At 60.7% G+C, this 19,434-nt stretch carries 16 protein-coding genes; 10 read left to right on the forward strand and 6 right to left on the reverse strand.

Annotation, left to right across the window (positions count from 1 at the left end; genetic code table 11):
• Positions 1 to 10: 10 nt before the first annotated feature.
• Positions 11 to 3,187: a bifunctional proline dehydrogenase/L-glutamate gamma-semialdehyde dehydrogenase PutA gene (gene putA, locus PP263_RS04100; RefSeq protein WP_308367095.1), complete on the reverse strand. Its 3,177-nt coding sequence runs from the start codon at positions 3,185 to 3,187 to the stop codon at positions 11 to 13.
• 145 nt (positions 3,188 to 3,332) lie between these two features.
• Here putA and PP263_RS04105 point away from each other — a divergent pair, with 145 nt between their 5' ends.
• The 9 genes from PP263_RS04105 to PP263_RS04145 all read left to right on the forward strand — a co-directional run bounded on the left by PP263_RS04105 (position 3,333) and on the right by PP263_RS04145 (position 11,137).
• The gene (locus PP263_RS04105; RefSeq protein WP_308367096.1) at positions 3,333 to 3,842 is read left to right on the forward strand and encodes an Lrp/AsnC ligand binding domain-containing protein; all 510 of its coding nucleotides are present in this window, start codon (positions 3,333 to 3,335) and stop codon (positions 3,840 to 3,842) included.
• 240 nt (positions 3,843 to 4,082) lie between these two features.
• On the forward strand, positions 4,083 to 4,430 hold the full coding sequence (locus PP263_RS04110; protein ID WP_308367097.1) for a DMT family transporter: 348 nt from the start codon (positions 4,083 to 4,085) through the stop codon (positions 4,428 to 4,430).
• Positions 4,431 to 4,585: 155 nt separating this feature from the next.
• Complete coding sequence (locus tag PP263_RS04115) at positions 4,586 to 5,743, forward strand: acyl-CoA dehydrogenase family protein (protein ID WP_308367098.1); 1,158 nt, start codon at positions 4,586 to 4,588, stop codon at positions 5,741 to 5,743.
• 235 nt (positions 5,744 to 5,978) lie between these two features.
• Positions 5,979 to 6,260, forward strand: a complete 282-nt coding sequence (locus tag PP263_RS04120) for a hypothetical protein (RefSeq protein ID WP_308367099.1) — start codon at positions 5,979 to 5,981, stop codon at positions 6,258 to 6,260.
• 148 nt (positions 6,261 to 6,408) lie between these two features.
• Positions 6,409 to 7,701, forward strand: coding sequence for an outer membrane protein transport protein (locus PP263_RS04125; protein WP_308367100.1), 1,293 nt, complete (start codon positions 6,409 to 6,411; stop codon positions 7,699 to 7,701).
• Positions 7,702 to 7,747: 46 nt separating this feature from the next.
• The gene (locus PP263_RS04130; protein WP_308367101.1) at positions 7,748 to 9,733 is read left to right on the forward strand and encodes an alkyl sulfatase dimerization domain-containing protein; all 1,986 of its coding nucleotides are present in this window, start codon (positions 7,748 to 7,750) and stop codon (positions 9,731 to 9,733) included.
• Positions 9,734 to 9,745: 12 nt separating this feature from the next.
• A complete protein-coding gene (locus PP263_RS04135; protein ID WP_308367102.1) occupies positions 9,746 to 10,192 on the forward strand; it encodes an OsmC family protein in 447 nt (148 codons plus the stop codon).
• Positions 10,193 to 10,440: 248 nt separating this feature from the next.
• Positions 10,441 to 10,653 carry a ChaB family protein gene (locus PP263_RS04140; protein ID WP_308367103.1) on the forward strand — a complete coding sequence of 71 codons (213 nt, stop codon included), beginning with the start codon at positions 10,441 to 10,443 and terminating at the stop codon, positions 10,651 to 10,653.
• Positions 10,654 to 10,684: 31 nt separating this feature from the next.
• Entirely contained in the window at positions 10,685 to 11,137 is a 453-nt protein-coding gene (locus PP263_RS04145; protein ID WP_308367104.1) for a VOC family protein, read from the forward strand.
• A 57-nt stretch (positions 11,138 to 11,194) separates the two neighbouring features.
• Here the strand turns inward: PP263_RS04145 and PP263_RS04150 are convergent, their stop codons facing one another.
• The 4 genes from PP263_RS04150 to PP263_RS04165 all read right to left on the reverse strand — a co-directional run bounded on the left by PP263_RS04150 (position 11,195) and on the right by PP263_RS04165 (position 16,088).
• Positions 11,195 to 12,481, reverse strand: a complete 1,287-nt coding sequence (locus tag PP263_RS04150) for an MgtC/SapB family protein (protein WP_308367105.1) — start codon at positions 12,479 to 12,481, stop codon at positions 11,195 to 11,197.
• Between the two features lie 152 nt (positions 12,482 to 12,633).
• Positions 12,634 to 13,572 (reverse strand): MBL fold metallo-hydrolase, encoded by a 939-nt coding sequence (locus PP263_RS04155; RefSeq protein ID WP_308367106.1) that lies wholly within the window; start codon positions 13,570 to 13,572, stop codon positions 12,634 to 12,636.
• A 61-nt stretch (positions 13,573 to 13,633) separates the two neighbouring features.
• Entirely contained in the window at positions 13,634 to 14,134 is a 501-nt protein-coding gene (greB, locus tag PP263_RS04160) for a transcription elongation factor GreB (RefSeq protein ID WP_308367107.1), read from the reverse strand.
• A 4-nt stretch (positions 14,135 to 14,138) separates the two neighbouring features.
• Positions 14,139 to 16,088: a S9 family peptidase gene (locus tag PP263_RS04165; protein WP_308367108.1), complete on the reverse strand. Its 1,950-nt coding sequence runs from the start codon at positions 16,086 to 16,088 to the stop codon at positions 14,139 to 14,141.
• Between the two features lie 327 nt (positions 16,089 to 16,415).
• Here PP263_RS04165 and PP263_RS04170 point away from each other — a divergent pair, with 327 nt between their 5' ends.
• Complete coding sequence (locus tag PP263_RS04170) at positions 16,416 to 18,920, forward strand: hypothetical protein (RefSeq protein ID WP_308367109.1); 2,505 nt, start codon at positions 16,416 to 16,418, stop codon at positions 18,918 to 18,920.
• Positions 18,921 to 19,049: 129 nt separating this feature from the next.
• Here PP263_RS04170 and yciH read toward each other — a convergent pair whose 3' ends face one another.
• Positions 19,050 to 19,373 (reverse strand): stress response translation initiation inhibitor YciH, encoded by a 324-nt coding sequence (yciH, locus tag PP263_RS04175; RefSeq protein WP_308367110.1) that lies wholly within the window; start codon positions 19,371 to 19,373, stop codon positions 19,050 to 19,052.
• Positions 19,374 to 19,434: the final 61 nt, after the last annotated feature.

Here is a 19,434-nt window from a genome sequence, read left to right on the forward strand (position 1 = left end):
GTCCCGAAGTTTACTGCGCCAGACTAAACAGCTGCGTGTTGCCCCCGGTGGCCACCGTATTGATGGTCTTGGTCTTCTCGTTGGCGAAGCGGAACAGGTAGTGAGGGCCGCCGGCCTTGGGGCCGGTGCCGGAAAGGCCCTGGCCGCCGAAGGGGTTTACGCCCACGACCGCGCCCACCATATCCCGGTTCACGTAGCAGTTGCCCACGTTCACCCGCTTGAATACCGCGCCGGCGCGGCCCTCGATACGCGAGTGCAGGCCGAAGGTCAGGCCGTAGCCGGTGGCGTTGATGCGGCGAATCACGTCTTCCAGCTCGCTGGCCTTGAAGCGCACCACGTGCAGGAAGGGGCCAAAGACCTCGCGCTTCAGCAGTGAGAAATCCTCGATCTCCACCACCTGCGGACCGAAGAAGGTGCCCGCCTTGGGCAGCTTGTCGCCATCGAACGAGAACAGCGGCTTGGCTTCCTTCTGCATACGCTCGCGGTGGGCTTCCAGCATGCCCAGAGCCTTCTCGTCGATTACCGGGCCGATATCGGTCTCCAGCAGCGCCGGATCCCCCAGGGTCAGCTCTTCGCAGGCGCCCCGGAGCATTTCCAGTAGGTTGTCGGCGATCACGTCCTGTACGCAGAGAATGCGCAGGGCGGAACAGCGCTGGCCGGCGCTGAGGAAGGCGGACTGGATCACATCGTCCACCACCTGCTCCGGCAGCGCGGTGGAGTCGACGATCATCACATTCTGGCCGCCGGTCTCGGCGATCAGCGGGATGATGGGGCCCTCTTTCGCCGCCAGCTGCTGGTTGATCAGGCGCGCGGTCTCGGTGGAGCCGGTAAAGGCCACTCCGGCCAGGCGCGGGTCTTCGATCAGCGGTTTGCCCACGGCGGCGCCGGTACCGGTGATCAGGTGCAGCACCTTCGAGGGTACTCCGGCCTCGTGCATCAGCTCGATGGCGCGGGCGGCGATCAGCGGAGTCTGCTCCGCCGGCTTGGCGAGCACCGCGTTGCCAGCGGCCAGGCCGGCCACCACCTGGCCGGTGAAGATCGCAAGGGGGAAGTTCCAGGGGCTGATGGCGACGAAGACGCCGCGGCCGCCCAGGACCAGTTCGTTGCTCTCGCCGGTGGGGCCCGGCAGTTCCTGCGGCCCGCCGAAGTGCTGGCGCGCGCCGTTGGCGTAGTAGCGGCAGAAGTCCACCGCCTCGCGCACTTCGGAGATGCCGTCGTTCAGTGTGCGGCCGGCTTCCAGGCAGATCAGCGCGGTCAGTTCGTGGATGTGTTTTTCGTAGAGCTCGGCGATCCTGTCGAGGATCTTCGCCCGTTCATTGCCGCCCAGGCGGTCCCAGTTCCGCTGGGCCTCGGTGGCAGAGCGGTAGGCGGCGTCTATCAGGTGCTTGTCGGTGTTGGCGGTGTGGCCCACCAGTTCGCCGGTGGCCGGATTGTATACCGGCTCCTCAGCCTCGCCCATGACGCCGTCGACAATCGGCCCACCGGAGAATTGCCGTCCGCGGAGCTTTTCCACCGCCGCCAGCAATGGTTCCACCGCCGTCGGGTCGGTCAGTTCGAGGCCGTGTGAATTTTTTCTTGGTAGTACCTCTGCGCCCATGTAGATGTCCTCCGGTAGCGGGATTTGCGGGTGGCGATAGGGATTGCAGGCCTCGCTCTGTTCGAGGGTGTCCTGCACCAGTTCCTCGACGGGGGTCTTCTCGTCCATAAAGCGGTTGACGAAAGAGCTGTTGGCGCCGTTCTCCAACAGGCGGCGCACCAGGTAGGGCAGCAGATCCTTGTGCGCGCCGACGGGGGCGTAGACCCGTACCGGTACCCGCTTGCCGTGCACCGCTTCGATCTGGGCATAGAGTAGGTGGCCCATGCCGTGCAGGCGCTGGAATTCGTAGCTGTTGTTGGAATTGCCGTTGGCGTCGCCGGCCAGTTCGAGGATCAGGCCCACGGTGTAGGCGTTGTGGGTGGCAAACTGCGGATAGATGACGTCGCGGGCGTCCAGCAGCTTCCTGGCGCACACCTGATAGGAGAGATCGGTGTGGCATTTGCGGGTGTACACCGGGTAGTCCGGCAGGCCCAGTTGCTGGGCATGCTTGATCTCGGTGTCCCAGTAGGCCCCCTTCACCAGGCGCACCATCAGCCTGCGACCGGTGTCCCGGCCCAGGGCGATCAGCCAGTCGGCTACATGCGGGGCGCGCTTCTGGTAGGCTTGCAGCACGAAACCGAGGCCCTGCCAGTCCTTCAGCTTGGGATCGCGGGCCAGGGCTTCGAAAATATCCAGGGAGATGTCCAGCCGATCGACTTCCTCGGCATCAATATTGAGGCCCATGTCGTACTTGGCCGCCGCTGCACAGAGACGTTTCACCTGTGGCAGCAGCTCGGTCATCACCCGCTCCCGCTGCAGCGCGCTGTAGCGCGGATGCAGGGCGGACAGTTTGATGGAGATGCCGTTGGCCTCCACCACATCGCGCTTGTCCCCACCCTTTTGGGTATTGTCCTTGCCGATGGTTTCGATCGCCGCCATATAGGCGTTGAAATAGCGCTCGGCATCCGCCATGGTGCGCGCGCCTTCCCCCAGCATGTCGAAGGAAAAGCGGGTGCCGGGGGCATTCTCCGCCGGGCCGCGCTTGAGCGCCTCTTCGATGGTGCGGCCCAGCACGTACTGGCCACCCATGATCTTCATCGCCTGCATCATGGAGGCGCGCACCATAGGTTCGCCCATGCGGCTGACCAGGCGCTTGATAAAGGAGGAGGGTTTCTCGCTGATATCCGGGTCCAGCTCGACGATATTGCCGGTGAGCATCAGGCCCCAGGCGGAGGCGTTGACGAACAGCGAATCGGACTGGCCGCGGTGGCTGGACCAGTTGCCGGAATGAACTTTCTCGGCGATCAGCTTGTCAGCAGTATCCGCGTCCGGCACCCGCAGCAGGGACTCCGCCAGGCACATCAGCGCCACGCCCTCCTTGTTGGAAAGGCCGAACTGCTGTAAGAACGCATCCAGGGTGCCGCGCTTGCTGCGCTGCTGGCGGGAGTGGCGCACCAACTCGCGGGCGGTATCGAGGATTTTCTGGCGCAATGCGTCATCCGGACGCGGGGCTGCCAGCAGCTCCCCGACGCACTGGTTTTCGTCGGTGTGCAGGTATTGTCGGGCCCGCTGGCGGGCGCTGTGCAGATCTCCGGCGAACGATGTCGACATGGTGGTCTCCCAAACTCTTGTAATAATAGGACCAGAACAATAAGCCAGATTATGTGGTAAATGCCTCAGGATTAATCGCCATTTTGCCGTCACTTGTGGTTAAATATAACGCTGAAAAGTGCAAGCACTAGTAGGATATGTTGCTATGTCTCGACAACTGGAAGACCTGGACCGGATTGACCGGCAGATACTGCGCATCTTGCAGGGCGCGGGCCGTCTGCCAAATGTGGAACTGGCGCGGCGGGTGAACCTCAGCCCTACACCGTGCCTGGAGCGGGTCAAGCGCCTGGAGCGCGAGGGCTTTATTCGCGACTACGTGGCGCTGCTGGACCCGATCAAGGTCCACGCCGGCCTGGTGGTCTATATCCAGGTCAGCCTGACCGACACCGCCACCGAGGCGCTGGAGGCGTTCAACCGGCACGTATCCGGATTGGAAGAGGTTCAGGAGTGCCATATGGTTGCTGGTGGCTTCGATTACCTGGTGAAGATACGTATCAAGGATATGCTCGGTTACCGCCGTTTCCTCGGTGAAAAACTGGCGTCCGTCCCCGGGGTGCGCGAGACCCACACCTATGTGGTGATGGAGGAGGTGAAAACCGATACCGCGGTGGCGGTGCCGGACCCGGAACCCAAGGCGAAAGGTGGCAAGCGCTGATAGCAGCTGGGAGCGCCGAGCCCAGCTCGGCCAGTGGGCCGCAGGTCCGCCCCCGTAGCTTCGACGCAAAATCCCCAGCCGGTGAGCAGCCCGCTATCCGCCCACAACCGCCGCGCCTACCTACTGGCGCTGGCCGCAGTGCTCTGCTGGTCCACCGCAGCCAGTGCCTTCATTATCTGATTCTGCTTTACGCCTACGATCTGTTGCCGGCCCAACAGGCGCAGCCGCTGAAACCTGCTGTTGGGATTTCTGTGCGGGCTGCCCTGGCTGGCCGCGGCCCTGGTGGTGGAGGGCGGCTGGCAGTGGCCGCCTCTGGCCGGATGGCTGGGGGCGGTCTACGTGGGCCTGTTCGAAATGGGTATCGCCTTCCTGTTTTGGCAGGGGGCAATGAAGGCCTGTGACAATACCGCGCGGATCAGCAACCTGATTTACCTTTCACCGCCCTTGTCCTTACTATTCATTGCGATTTTGGTCGGCGAAAAGATTCATATGGCAACCATTGTCGGTCTATTTTTGATTATGCTCGGCGTGGCGATCCAACAAGGCATTATGCGCCGGTGGGTCAGCCAGTGCGTACACAAAGCGTAGCTTTGATGCGCTGGTTGGCGACCCGCCGGGGATGGCGGGGCCGGAGCTGGATCGAACACATTGAGGTTGTGCCGGGGATGGCATGCACTGCACGAGAAACCTCTACACAAAGTAGTTGGCAACTCAGTAAGCAATAAAATAGAAGCAGGTACCGTATGGATTTCGCACTGACCGAAGAGCAACAGATGATCCAGGAGGCGGCGCGTCACTTCGCCGACAGCGAACTGAAGCCTGTCGCCGCGGAACTGGACAAGACCGCCGACCGCCAGTTGCTGCTGGACAGGCTCAAGCAGCTGGCCGAGCTGGGTTTTATGGGAATCAATATCGACCCGGAATTCGGCGGCACCGGTGCCGGCACCATCGCCTTCAGCCTGGCCATCACCGAACTGGCCCGCGGCTGCGCTTCCACCGCCCTCACCACCTCGGTCACCAATATGGTGGCGGAAGTGATCCAGGCGGTGGGCAGTGACGAGCAGAAAAGCAAATACCTGCCGAAAATCTGCAGCGGCGAATACGCCGCTGGCGCCTTCTGCCTCACCGAGCCCGGTTCCGGCTCCGACGCTGCCGCCATGCGCAGCCGCGCAGTAAGGGACGGCGACGACTACGTGTTGAACGGCAGCAAGCTGTTTATCAGCAGCGCCGAGTTTGCCGGCGTCTTCGTGGTCTGGGCGGTGACCGACCCCGAAGCGCCGAAAGGCAAAGGCATCTCCTGCTTCCTGGTGGAGGCGGGCACACCGGGCCTGGTTATCGGCAAGGCGGAAGAAAAAATGGGCCAGAAGGCCTCGGTCACCAACGAAGTGTCCTTCGCGGACTGCCGCATACCCGCCGCCAGCCTGCTCGGCGAAGAGAACAAGGGCTTCCGCGTCGCCGCCGGTGAATTGGCCGGCGGACGCATCGGCATCGGCTCCCTGGCGCTGGGCATCGCCCTGGAGGCATTGGACTGCGCCCGCGCCTATCTCCAGGAGCGCGAGCAGTTCGGCAAGAAGCTGGCCCAGTTCCAGGGCCTGCAGTGGCAGCTGGCCGACAAATACACGGAAATGGAAGCCGCGCGCCTGCTGCTGATGCAGGCCGCCTGGCGGAAAGACGCTGGTATGCATTTCGGCCCCACTGCCTCCATGGCCAAACTCTATGCGAGTGAAAAGGCCAACGAAGCCTGCTACACCGCGTTGCAGATGCACGGCGGTGTGGGCTACACACGGGAGTTCCCGCTGGAACGCATGGCGCGGGATGTGCGCATTACCACCATCTACGAGGGCACCAGCGAAATCCAGCGGCTGATAATCGCCCGGCATCTTCTCGAGGGCGTGCGCTAATTCCTGCTGTACTGGCGGTGGGCCCCGGCCCGCCGGCCAAATCAACTTATTCCTTCGTCCTCCAGCCCCCGTTTTTAATCAGCTTTCGCATAGCTGTAGGTCAGGGGCATCTGGCGTTCCAGTCGCCACGGATTTCTCCCGTTAATGAGGTGAAAGGAATGCAACAGCCTCTGTTTCCTATCTAGACTTCCTGTTCGAGCCTACTGCCTTAGAACAGTGCGAGCGGAGAACAGTAATGCGGGGAATTCTGCTGTTGTTGCTCTACGTGCCATCCGCGGCATTTGCACAAAGTGGCTCGGATCTAGCCAAACAGCTGGCCAATCCCATTGCCGACCTGATCAGTCGCACCATTCTTCCAATCATCCGCCAGGAGGATGTTTTTCTCCGGAGTTCGGAAGAAGCCGGCCCCGGCGATACCACGCAGAGCCTGTTCTTTTCCCCCGCCGTGCCGGTGAACGGGATCCCCCGGGGTATCCGGCCTTTCTGCTGCCCACTTCGAACAGGAGCTGGGCACTGAAAAGTGGGGTGTTGGCCCCATCGGTGTCGTCCTGAAACAGGCGGGGCCGCGCTACTACCTGGATAGGGGGTCGGGGCTTCCGTTTTAGCTTTGTGTTGCTGTTTCCCAAAGGGAGTTAACCGGCAGTTGCCGCCAGATGGAGTTGATCATGAATCGCCGCAATTTTCTGTGTAGACAGCTTGTGCCGGTGTCTGCTGCCGGGGCGCTGCTGCTGACGTCGATCGCCAATGCCGGTGGGCTGATGCTCTGGGAAATCGGCACGCCCACCCTGGGCACTGCCAGCGCTGGTTGGGCGGCGATGCCGGAGGATGCCTCCACTGCTTATACGAATCCGGCTGGTACCGTGTGGCGGGACGATATCGAAATGCGTTTGGCGGGCCAGTTGATGTACGGGGATATTGGATTTTCCGATGGCGGCCTGACAAATGTGCCCGGCAATGACGGCGGCAATCCCATCGAATGGTTTCCCGGTGGTGGTGCCTATGTGGCGGGCAGGTTGACAGAGAGCCTCGGTTGGGGTGTCGCTCTGGCGGGCAACTTCGGTCTCGGCCTGGATTACGACAACGACTGGGCTGGACGGCGGTTTGTACAGGATGTGGATCTGATCGGCATGAGTTTGATTCCGTCCCTGAGCTGGAAGATCAACTCCTGCCTTTCCATCGGCGCGGGACTGAATGTAATGGGGATCTATTTCAAATACCGGTCGGCACCCCGCGCCGGACTGATACCCGGGGACGCCAAATTCAAGTATCGGGATATCGATATCGGCTACGGAGGAAACCTGGGCGTTATCTATAAGCCCGTGCCCTCGACAACCTTTGGTTTGGCCTACACATCGGAGGTGGAGGCGGATTTCAGTGACCGGATCACCCTGGAAAATTTCGGTCCCCTGTTCGAACCGCTGGTGGAGCGTTTCGACGGAACCAGGGTCGGGATCGATCTCAATGTGCCCGCCACGGCGACCGCCAGCCTGCAGCAGGAACTGACACCGAACACCACCCTGTACGCCAACGTCGCCTGGCAGGACTGGAGCGAGTACGCCGGCGTCAGCCTGGAAATTGACAACCCGGATCAGGCCTCTATCAAAGTGGGTCGAGGTTACAAGGATACCGGCCACTTCGCCCTCGGCGTGCGCCACTTGGTTTCCCGGGGCTATTTGCGGAATTGGTCGCTGTCTACCGGGTTCGCCTACGACAGCTCCATGGCCTCGGAGGCTCATGTCACCGCAGATACACCCACCGGGAAGACCTGGCGTTTTGGGCTCGGTGCCGGCAGGGAGCTGTGCCCCGGCGTCCACCTGGATCTGGGCTACACCTTTGTCTGGTCTGGCGATATTGACATCGACCAGCGCGGCCGTCCACCGTTCAACCCACGGCTGGAAGGCACTTACAAAGATACCGCGCTGCATTTTTTTGGGGGCTCGGTGCAGTTTGAACTCTGAGTCATATCTGGCATCGGGGCTAAGGAATATCACTGGAGGAAGGAAAATGCCGATTCCCCAACGAATTATCAAACGGATGTGGCTGGCGCTTGCCGCTTTGCTCTCTGTGACAAGTTTTGCACAGGAGTCAAAGCCCGCGACAGAGGCCACGAGGAAAGAGAATGCGGCTGTTGAGCAGCAGCTGCCATTCGAGGAGCAGCAGGATTTCAAAGACGTCAAGCGCGGTTTTATTGCGCCGCTGCCCGATAAGGGTGTAATCAAGAACGACGAGGGGCTGCCAGTCTGGGATCTGAGCGCCTACGCCTTCGCCCAAGGTAAGGATGCACCGGACAGCGTTAACCCGAGTCTGTGGCGTCAATTACAGCTGCTGTCTGAAGGCGGCCTGTATGAAGTGGTGCCGCGAATCTATCAGGTTCGCAGTGCCGATCTGTCCAATATCACTTTTATAGAAGGCGACACCGGCGTCGTTGTAATGGACCCGTTGATCTCCGCGGAGACTGCAAAAGCATCGCTGGACCTGTATCGCAAGCATCGCGGCAACAAACCGGTTGTCGGTGTCATCTACTCCCACAGTCACGTGGATCACTACGGTGGCGTGCGCGGTGTTGTGGATGAGAAGGATGTGAAGGCGGGAAAGGTGAAAATCATTGCACCCGAGGGATTTCTCGAGGAGGCGGTCAGTGAGAATGTCTTTGCAGGCAACACTATGTCGCGACGCGCCAGTTATATGTACGGTAATCTCCTGCCCAAGGGGCCTCAGGGGACACTGGGGACCGGTCTGGGGCTGGGAACCTCTCCGGGTACAGTGACTATTATCGAACCGACCGACACGGTCACCAAAAACGGCCAGCAGATCAAAGTCGATGGCCTGACGTTCGAATTCCTACTGGCGCCGGGTTCCGAAGCACCCTCTGAAATGCATTTCTATGTTCCGGAGCTGAAGGCGGTAACTGCGGCGGAGAACGCCACCCATACCTTACACAACCTCTATACCTTGCGCGGTGCCAAAGTACGCAACGCCCGTGCCTGGTCGGGCTACCTCAACGAGACTATCCAGCGCTGGGGCGACAAAGCGGAAGTTCTCTTCGCACCGCACCACTGGCCAACCTGGGGCAATGAGAATGTCGTCAACCACCTGAAGAAGCAGCGGGACCTGTACAAGTACCTGAACGACCAGACGCTGCGCCTGGCCAACCATGGCTACAATATGGTCGAGACGGCGGAGATGATGGAGCTGCCGCCGGACCTGGCTAACTATTGGGCCAACCGTGGCTACTATGGCAGTGTCAACCACGATACCAAGGCGGTGTGGAATTACTACCTGGGCTTTTTCGATGGCAATCCGGCGCGCCTGTATCCGCTGCCACCTGCGGAGGCCGGCGGGAAGTATGTCGAATATATGGGCGGTGCGGACAATGTGCTCAAACAGGCCAGGAAGGACTTCGATGCTGGCAACTACCGCTGGGTGGTGCAAGTTTTGGACAACCTGGTTTCTGCACAGCCGAACAACATACAGGCGCGCAACCTGCTTTCCGATGCGCTGGAGCAGCTCGGTTACCAGCAGGAGAACGGCCCCTGGCGCAATTTTTTTCTCAGTGGTGCCAAGGAGTTGCGGGAAGGTGTCGAGAAACTTCCGGCTCCGACAACTGCGAGCCCGGACACCATCCGCAGCATGCCGATCGAAATGTTCTTTGATTTTCTGGGGATTCGTTTAAACGGCCCCAAGGCCTTTGGAAAGAATATTGCCGTCAATATCTCACTGCCGGACGTGGAGGAAAACTATTCGCTGGTGCTTGAAAACGGCGTTCTCAATTATGGAACTCCGGTGGACAAGCCCCACAGCACTGTGACAATCAACCGCAGTGACCTGAATGATGTCATCATGGGATCGGCCACGATGAAAGACAAGATAAAGGACGGCTCGGCAAAGGTAACCGGCGACCAAGCCCAGTTTGAAACACTACTGTCGCTGCTGGATACCTTCGAGTTCTGGTGGAACCTGGTTACTCCAAACCCGCCCCCGAAAAACTGACAGGAAAATATGATGAGTGGACCGACCCCGACAGTTGTCACGATAGAAGAAAGTGATGGCGGTAAGTTTATTCAAGAGATGCACTCAGGGCCGCACCAGTTGGTTGCGGATGAACCTGAGGACTCGGGCGGTGACAATAAGGGCCCCGGTCCCTATGAATACATCCTGATGGGACTGGGCGCCTGCACCAGCATGACCATCCGCATGTATGCGGACCGCAAGGAAATACCATTGGAACGGGTGCGTGTGATCCTCTCACATCGTAAAGTGCACGCGAAGGACTGCGAAGACTGCGAGAACAAAGAGGGCAAGATCGACGAGATAGTGCGCGAGATCACCCTCGAGGGCCGGCTGACCGGAGAGCAACGGCAGAAATTGCTGGACATCGCCAACCGCTGCCCGGTGCATCAGACACTAACCTCTGAGATCAAAGTGCGGAGCCGGCTGGCCTCGGCGTAAACCACTACGTCTTGCGTCAGAGAGTGATCAAGAGGTCCGAGCAACTGAAATTCAGGCTCGCGGTTGACCCGGGCGAGGGTCTGCAGGATCAGAAGGCCCGTTGCACTGTCCAGCACGCCGGTGGATTCGCCGTCGATTCAACTTGCGACAGATCACTGATTCCAGCGCACTGTGGGCTAATCTTCTTGATATGGCTGTGCTCCAGCACTTGTCCATTTTGTCAGAAATCAACCCAGCGAGGTAGGACCATGCCCTACAGATCCGTCAACGAACTGCCGAAAAATGTCAAGAATCCTCTGCCAAAGCACGCCCAGGAAATCTACAAGGAGGCGTTTAATAGTGCGGAGCAGCAACACAAGGATAAATCCGACACCGAAGAGCGCGCAGCCAAGATTGCCTGGAATGCGGTCAAGGAAAAATATGAGAAGGGTGACGACGACAAATGGCATAAAAAGCACTGAATGATATCCCGACCGGCGCGAGGGGAAAGCTATGAGCGAAGGCGGAGAGAGAGCCAGAGCTGTGGGCATCAATCATGTCGCCCTCGATGTCCGGGACCTGGATGAGGCCATCGATTTTCTCGATGGCCTGTTTCAATTCAAGTTGCGCTCCAGGAATAAAGGCATGGCCTTTATCGAACTGGGTGACCAGTTTATCGCGCTTTTTGAAAACCGGGATACCGGAAAGGACGAGCATCGGCACTTCGGTCTGGTGGTGGATGACAAAAGCAAAGTCAAGGCGCGCCTGGATGCGTTGAACATTCCTATTCTCGGGGATCGGTTTCTGGACTTTCGGGATCCTTCGGGCAATCGCTGGCAAATTGTGGAGTATTCACAGATCGAATTCATCAAAGCTCCACAGGTGCTGGAATTCATCGGTGCCAGCGGGCTGGAGAAGGCTGACGATGCCACGGAGGATTTGCGCAAAAAGGGCATCGAAATATAGCCCCGACGGTTGGCAAGAGGAGGCGCCCGAAATATCCAGGCTTCCCGGTATTTGCTCTCAGCCATCAGGCCACAGGGCTATCACCAGTATCCCTGCCACAAAAGGCACCGTGAACAACAGCGCCACGCGCCGGAACAGCGCCCGTCCGCCCAGGGCAGCGGCGGCTCCCGCCTTGAATACCAGGTTGGCCAGGGTGGCGATCACCATAGCCCGCCAGGCGGTGGATGTTTCGAGCAGGCCGTCGCCGGCGAGATTGGCGGTGGACAGGGTGATCGCGTCCACATCGGTAAAACCTGAAATCAGCGCCACCACATAGATGCCGCGGCTGCCGAAGTAGTCCTTGGCCGCGGCCACGGCCAGGGTGACCAGGGCGTAGAGGGCGCCGAAAACCAGTGCCGCGGAGAGTTCCGCAGGGTTGCTTTGGGTCGGCATCTCGCTCGTGTGATGCTCGGCAAAGCGATAGCCAAAGGCACAGGTCACCACACTGATCAGCAGCAGTGTGGCCAGCGGTGGCAGCAGCGCAGCAGATACGCGCGGGGCCACCACGGTGATTTCCACAAACATACGGATAAACATACTGGTGGAGGCGATCAGGATTACCAGTGCCGCGAGTCCCGCCATGCCTTTTTCCAGTTTTGCCCGGCGCGCGTAGCTCACTGTGGTGGCGGTGGAAGAGATAAGCCCGCCGATCAGGCCGCTTAGCAGAGTACCGGCGCGGGCGCCCACCAGTTTGTAGGCACCGTAACCGCCGAGCCCGATGCCCACGATCAGTACCACCAACAGCCAGATCTTGAAAGGGTTGAGCACATCGTAGGGGCCGAAGGTACGGTTCGGCAGAACCGGCAGGATGATCATCGAAATCAGCGCGAACTGCATGATTGCGCGCAGATCCTGTTCCGGCAGGCGCTCGGCGAAAGCGTGCATACTGGGCTTCAGGTGCAGCAACACGGCAATGGTGCCACCGACCACCACTGCCACCGTGAGTTCTCCCAGCACCAGGAAAGCGCCCAGCAAATACATCAGCAGGGCGGACACCTCGGTGGTAATACCGGTACCTTCCTCCTCGCCGCGCAGCCGCTCGAGGTTGCCGAGCAGTATCAGTATCGTCATGCACAGCAGCCCGGTCGGTACCAGCCACGGAATATCCTGAATATCGCTGAGCCTGGCGGCCAGGGCACCGAACAGGGCGATCAGCGGAAAGGTGCGGATTCCCCCCAGGCGGTCTGCGGTGCGCTCCCGCTGCAGTCCGATCAGCAGCCCGAGGCCCAGGGCGATGCCGAAGGCGACCAGGCTTTCAGAATCGACAAACGCCTTCAGCGGGGCGGGGATGTCGTCCTTGGGCATTTCTGCATCATACTCCTGAGCTGTTCGCCGCTTCCTTGGACACTCCGGGGACGATGTGCTTCCGGTAGCGGATTGCCTCTACATAATAGGTCAACCCGGTTTCTCCCGGCCCTGACATTTACTTCGTCACTCAGCCGCACGGCTCGCAGTTTCTACAGCCTCAGCCGCTTCGCCACCCAGGTCAGCATTTTCTCAATCTTGCTTACAGGGCGGACAATGAACTTGTTCATTACCCGCTTTTCGGGTTCATTGCCAATTTCCGAAAGCGTCGCGTCAAGAAGCAGCAGGTCCTCCGGCAAAAGCGCCAGTCCGGCCTCCTCAGGCTGATAGCTGCTGCCCATCGGATAGTCCTGTCCCGGAGTGCGGGACATTTCGATATGGGTACCCATCAGCGCCGATATCCGATGGGTTTTTGAGAAGTCCACCAGACGCGCGATACTGGCCCGATAGCTGTCCCATTCCCTTATATACAGGCGCCCGGGATAGAAGGTATCCCCGCTCAACAGCCAGCGGGTGTGCGGGTCGTATACGGCAATACTGTCTTCCTTGTGACCCGGAAGAGGAAAAACGGTGAGCTTGCGGCCGCCCAGGTCGACGGTTGCGGTGCCGTTTGGCCAGTCCGTGAAACCGAAATACTTCTGTATCGAAGGGGCGCCCGGCTCCACCAGCGTCACACCGGGCTTTCCCCGGAACTGTGAATCACCGGCGGTATGGTCTCTATGGCCGTGGGAGTGGGTGACCAGGAGCTTCAGTTCCCGCCCTGGTGCTGCCTGCTTGCGGCTGTCGATCAGGCGTTGGAGGGTCTCATAGAGGGGAAACTGCCCGGCGTCTTCGGTGGCACCGGTGTCCTGGACGAATACCGTATGTTCGCCGAACAGTACGTAGATAAACGGTGCTTCGGAGTCCAGGCATTTGTTCTGGCGCAGGATATAGCTCGATTCGTCGTACCGGAGTGTTTCTATCGCCGGGTCCGTATTGGTGGCACAGTCTTCCGATCCGTGGATCCATATGTGCCTGTTGATTTTCTCCACCGTACCGGCGTGGGCGGAGAGTATGGACGTGGCCAGTATGATGGTTGCCAGGTACTTCATATCGGTCCCTCGTTGTTTTTATATACGGTTCGTGCGGCGTCGGATATTTTCAGGAGCGGGGTTATTCCTGGTATCGGATATCCACCACATAGTAGGTTACCCGCTTTTCCCCCATATGGATATTCACCTCGTCGTCCAGCCGACGCCCGAGCAGGGCACGGGCCACCGGGGAATCCATGGAAATCAATCCCTGCTTTACATCGAACTCGTCCGGGCCGACGATACGGTAGGTGAGGGTGTTGCCGTCGTCATTCTCAATGGTGACCCAGGCGCCGAAAAAGATTTTCTCCCGGTCGTCCGGAATGCGGTCCACCACGGTGACTTCTTCCAGCCGCTTGGTGAGAAAGCGCACCCGGCTGTCAATCTCGCGCAGTCGCTTCTTGCCGTAGATATAGTCGGCGTTTTCCGAGCGGTCGCCGAGTTTGGCCGCCTCGCTCACCGCTTGCGTGACCCGCGGACGCTCCACTTCCCAAAGGTGTTTCACTTCCGCGCGCAGCCGCGCGGCACCTTCGGGGGTGATATAGCGGGAACCGCGCGGGCGCGGTGGTCTCCATCTTCCCATCGGCTTATTCCAGGTTCTCTATGGTAATGCCGGGCCCCGGTTCGGGCAGTTGGAAATTGAATACGCGGCTGTAGAATTCCAACTCGCCCTCCAGCGCCATCCTGATACTGTCGCCGCCGCGGAAGCCGTGGCCCTCGCTGGGGAAGGTGATATAGGCCACGGGAATACCCTGTTGCTTGAGGGCGTTGACCATGGTTTCCGCCTGGCTTGGGGGTACCACTTTGTCCTCCAGGCCCTGGAAGAAAATTACCGGGCAATTCAGCTGATCGACATAATTGATCGGCGAGCGCTCGCGGTAGGTATCCTCCGTCTCGGGCCAGGGGCCCACCAGCTTGTCCAGGTAGCGGGATTCGAATTTGTGAGTGTCCCGCGCCAGGGTGGTGAGGTCGCCGATGCCGTAGTGGCTGGCACCGGCCTTGAAAGTACTGTGGAAGGTGAGGGCGGCCAGCACTGTGTAGCCGCCGGCGCTGCCACCCTTGATCAGCAGCCGTTCCGGGTCGGCCAGGTCTTTGGCCACCAGGTATTCAGCGCCGGCACAGACGTCCTCCACGTCAAGGACGCCCCAGAGGCCCTTCAGGCGCTCGCGGTATTTGCGGCCGTAGCCGGTGCTGCCGGAGTAGTCTACATCGAGGATGGCGAAGCCCCGGCTGGTCCAGTACTGAACCTTCAGGTTCAGTCCCGCTGAAGTGGCGCCGGTGGGGCCGCCGTGGCTGAATACGATCAGCGGCGGTTTTTCGCCCTCTGGCGCCTGAAAATCGGGATTGTTGGGCGGGTAGTAAAAGGCGTGCACCTGCCGTTCGCCCGCGGGGAACTCGATGGCCTGGGCCTGGGAAAAAATCCCGCTATCCAATCGGCTGCGGTTACTGCTGGCAATGGTTTCAAAGTTTTTCTTGTGATTGTCGTAGGCAATTACCGCAGGGAACCTGTCGGCGCCGGCACCTACAAATACTGCCCTGTGGCTCTCACAGCGCACGCCCTCGATATCACAGAAGGGCTGCTCAAGGATTTCGTGGCTGCGGTCTTCCAGGTCGATGGTGGCCAGGTGCCAGCGGCCGTTTTCGGTAAAGGTGCAGAGGATTTCGTCGGAGGTGAGAAATCCGTAGGTGGACATGCTGAACACCCATTGGGGTGTAGCGAACTCCGCGTTTTTTTCCCACAGCGGTTTCTCTTCCCCCTGGCGGTAAATATTCCACCAGTTGTTCCGGTCGGAGACGTAAAACAACTCGCCCTCCGGGGACCACTGGGGCTGGAATATGGATTCCTCTCCACCACCGGCGACCACTTTCACTGTTCCCGGCCGGCCGCTGTCGTCCAGCTCTGCCAGGCAGAGCTCAGTGGCGTCCCAGGGCATGTCGGGATGAGACCAGCGCAGGAAGCTGAACCGCATGCCATTGGGGCTGAGGCTCGGATTGGAATAGAAATCCGCGCCCTCGGCGAGAATGCGCGGCGGGTTTTTCTCCGGGGCTTCCAGGTGGATGGCGACAATGCGGGCTATCGCCTCTCCGCCATTCGCTTCCGGGGAGCCGTCTTCCTGCACGCAGAGCAGCTGTTTGCGCCGGCGGTCGAGGAACAGGTCCGCGTGGCGGTAGGGGCCTTCGGGGGTAATCGCCTCGGGCACCTGGCTGTCCAGATCCATGCGGTAGATGCGCTGGTCGTCGGCGAGGACGAAATAGGCGGTGTTATCGCCAATCAGGTAACTGGCGCCCCCGTACTCGTGGGCTTTCGAGCGCACACTCAGCGGGGCGGGAGTGATATCCCTGCGCCCATCCTTCGGACAGTGCCGGACCAGTACCGAGCGCCCTTTTTCCGCCGGGCGGGATTCCAGCCAGTAGGTGCAACCGTCCACCAGCCTGGGTTCGCTCAGGCGCACACTGTCCTGTACCAGCAGGTCGACGCTGATCTGCGATTTCCAACTGCCGTAAGGGGCCACTTTCTTTTCCGGGGCGTCGCTCATGGGCGGAGTTTCCTTTCTCTTCATTCCTCTCTTGGTAGCCGCGCATTTTGCCGATTGCAACAAGGGGGCACAAGCGCGCCTGGGTCCGCTGCGAGTTCTGTTGGAGTGGCGCCCAATGGACCAAGTACTGCGGGGGCTTCGCGCCAGGGTGGGATAATTGAGACGCCGTTCACGCACCAGTCGTGCACGCATCCACCCTTTATCCCCGTTCTATCAATTTCGCATCGCCGGTGAGAACCAGTGCGCGCCGCGCCGCGCGGTAATCTTTTACGCTCCGCCAACCTTACCAATACCGCCGATTTTCCAGCTGACCCACTGGGGTGAACTATGTCCGGCCAGCAAATGTTCCAGATTGTTTCCGCGGGAAAAACCCTGCGCGCCAAATCGCCGGCGCAGGTGTTGCAGGATGCGGCGGCGGCCTTCTCAGTGCCTGTTCCCCAGGCTCGCAGACTGCTGCTCAAGGGCTGGGTGATCAAGGACCAGCTCTCCTCCAAGCAGGTACTGGAATACCGTGCGCGCCTGCAACAGGTCGGCCTGCGCGTGGAGGTCCACCCGGCGGGCAAGTTCGACAATCGCGCGTTGCTGGCCAAGCTGCAATTTGCCGAGAAGCGCCGCGAGCAACCATCCAAAACGGACACGGACAATCGAACGGAGAGAAAGGAGAGAAATGCGCAAGTCGCCAGGTTACCGACGGCGGTTGCCGAGGCAAAACCCGCTGCCGCCGCCAATGGCAAGGCGAGGACCCAGTTGGAGTCCCTGTTCGGCGACTTGCCGGCAACGCCAGGTGAATCCTCCGCGGATCGGGCCCAGTTGGTTCTGGGCGTGCTGTTGGCCGCCCTGGTGCCGGGGATTTTTGTCCTGTTTGCGGCCCTGTGTGTATACAGCGCCGCCCGCGCGCTCTGGCAAATTCCGCAGGCAATGATAGCCGGAGAGTTTAGCGCTTTCGTTCTATTGGGCAGCATGTTGTCGCTGGGATTGATCGCCGCACTCGCGGCTCTGCTGCTCTGGCCTTTTTTTACCGCTGGGCGTTTTGCCGCGGAGTTTGAAGTGGCGTCGCTGCCACTGTCGAGAGATGGTGCGCCGGGCCTTCATCTGCTGCTGAGGGTTTTGGCGGAGAAGACCGGGTTGCCGCAAGTGAGCCAGCTGTCGGTTTCTGCCGGTGCCGAGGTGATGGCCGAGCCGACGCCGGAAGATATCAAGGCGCAGCAGTTACCGCTGCGCCTGGGCCTGGGCGCGGTGTGCACACTGTCCGGCAATGAACTACTGGCAATGGTGGCCCGCGCCCTCGGCGGCTACAAGGGAAAACTGCGGGGGATCACCGCTTGGCTGGTTCGGGATATTGCCAGACGATTGCAGTGGATGCAGTGGGCGCTGGAGAACGAGCGCAGTGCGGTGTCGCCCGGCGGGCAGGTGGCGCCGCCGTTGAAGCCGCTGCACCGTTTACTGACGCTGGGAGGGCGCGCCGCCATTCCCCTGGTGGACAAGCTGCTCGATCTGCACCGTAGCCTCACCGGGCCCACCGCGCGACTGCTGGAGCGTCAGGGGGATGCCTGGGCGGCGCAGATCATCGGCAGCGAGGCCTTCGCGCCCTTTGCCGACAAATGGCATCAGCTGGTGCACGCGGAGCTGGTGGTGGCGGAAGTGAACCGGGAGGCTTCCCTGTCCGGTCAGCGGCTGACAGATTATCCCGACGCCATTGCCTGGACACTGCGCAACCTGGACCGGGAAACCCGCTCGAATATCGAACTGGCGATGGCGCAGGCCTCGGATTCCTGGGACTGGACCCAGGCCGCGGACAACGAGCGCATCGCCTGGGCCGAGGAACTGTCCCTGGCACCCCTGGTGCAGCAGGATTTTTCGGTACAGAAACTCTTTGCCGATTTTGGCGCACTTTGCAGTTCCGCCAGCGCAGCGGTTGCCGCGAAGGACAGCCGGGCGGTGGATAACATCCGCTTGCTGTGCGCCAGCAAGGAGTCCGAACAGGCGCAGCAGGTGTTGGCCGAGTATTTCAACCAGCTGCCGCCGCGCCGCTTTTTACCGCTGGAGCTACCCGCGAACGGGGAACTGCAGGCCATGGATTTGCAGCAGGCCATCGACTGGCTGCGGGGCAAGCTGGTGGAGCTGCGGGAGCAGGAACGCCGCCTGGACGACCTGCAACTGCGCGAAGCGGCCATGCAATTGGGGGCGGCGCTGGTCAGGGCCCAGGTAAAAATCGAGCCGGAGGCATTCTTCCTGTCGGGGGCCACCCCCGCGGTGGCGGATGAGAGCCTGCGGGACAACCGCAGCCGTCGCGAGGAACTGCAGCGGCAGCGGAGGGAGATTTTCAGTGTTTTCTACCTGCGCATCACCCGCACGCTGGAATCCATGCCCGCCGCGGAGCAGAGGGAGCTACAACGCCGTCTGGAACAATTGTCCGCCTACCGCCCGCTGGCGGCGAGACTGGAAAAGCTCGACGCCTACGGCGATATCTTCGGCCTGATGATCGACCGCCTGTCGCTGGACGGCAGCCAGCGGGAACTGCTGCAGAAATTCTATGCCCTGGCTGCCGGCGAGTTGCGGACTCTGTGCGAAGCGGCGGGCAATACCGCCGTTCTGCGCGAGAGCGGGCTGCCGCAAATGCTGGAGGAGCGCATCGGTTCCAGCCAGGTGCCGGAACTGCCGGCGGACCGGCAGCGGTTGCGGGATACGCTGCAGGCGTTGGAACTCAAATGTAAAAACGCCAGCGCCGCGGTGTGCGAACACTACCGCATCCAGCTGGCGCAGCTGTTGCAGCCCTGCCTGGATCGGGAGCGGGCCCTCAGGGTGAGACCCCTGCGGCTGGTAAAAATGTAGGAGCGGCCGTTGGCCGCGACCCCGGGAGCGCGGAGCTCCAGCTCCGCAACGGGCCGTAGGCCCGCAGTTGATTCGCGCCGTCCTCCCCGGAGGCTCCGGGGTTTTACCGCTCCTACACAAGAGTGAGGCTTATCCCCCTGCCAGTTTCACCTTGTGACCGCGCGCCTCCAACAGCTCCTTGATCTCCGCCCGCTTGTCCCCCTGGATCTCGATTACCCCATCCTTGAGCGCGCCGCCGCAACCGCAGCGCTTTTTCATTTCCGCCAGCAGCAGCTTCAGCTCACTGTCAGTGCCCGGCAGGCCGCGCACGCAGGTGACGCCTTTACCCTTGCGCCCCTTGGTTTCCCGCTGGATGCGCACGATGCCGTCGCCCTCGCGGCGAGACTCCTGTTTCGGTTCCTCTTTGATGCGGCCGCGGTCGGTGGAATAGACCAGTCGGTTTTCTTTTGCCATATCAACCTCCGCTTCGTTTGGCGGGATTCTGGGGGGTGACTTTGGCTTTGTCCAGTGTCCT

The sequence above is a fragment of the Microbulbifer sp. TB1203 genome (assembly GCF_030997045.1).
Taxonomy (GTDB): domain Bacteria; phylum Pseudomonadota; class Gammaproteobacteria; order Pseudomonadales; family Cellvibrionaceae; genus Microbulbifer.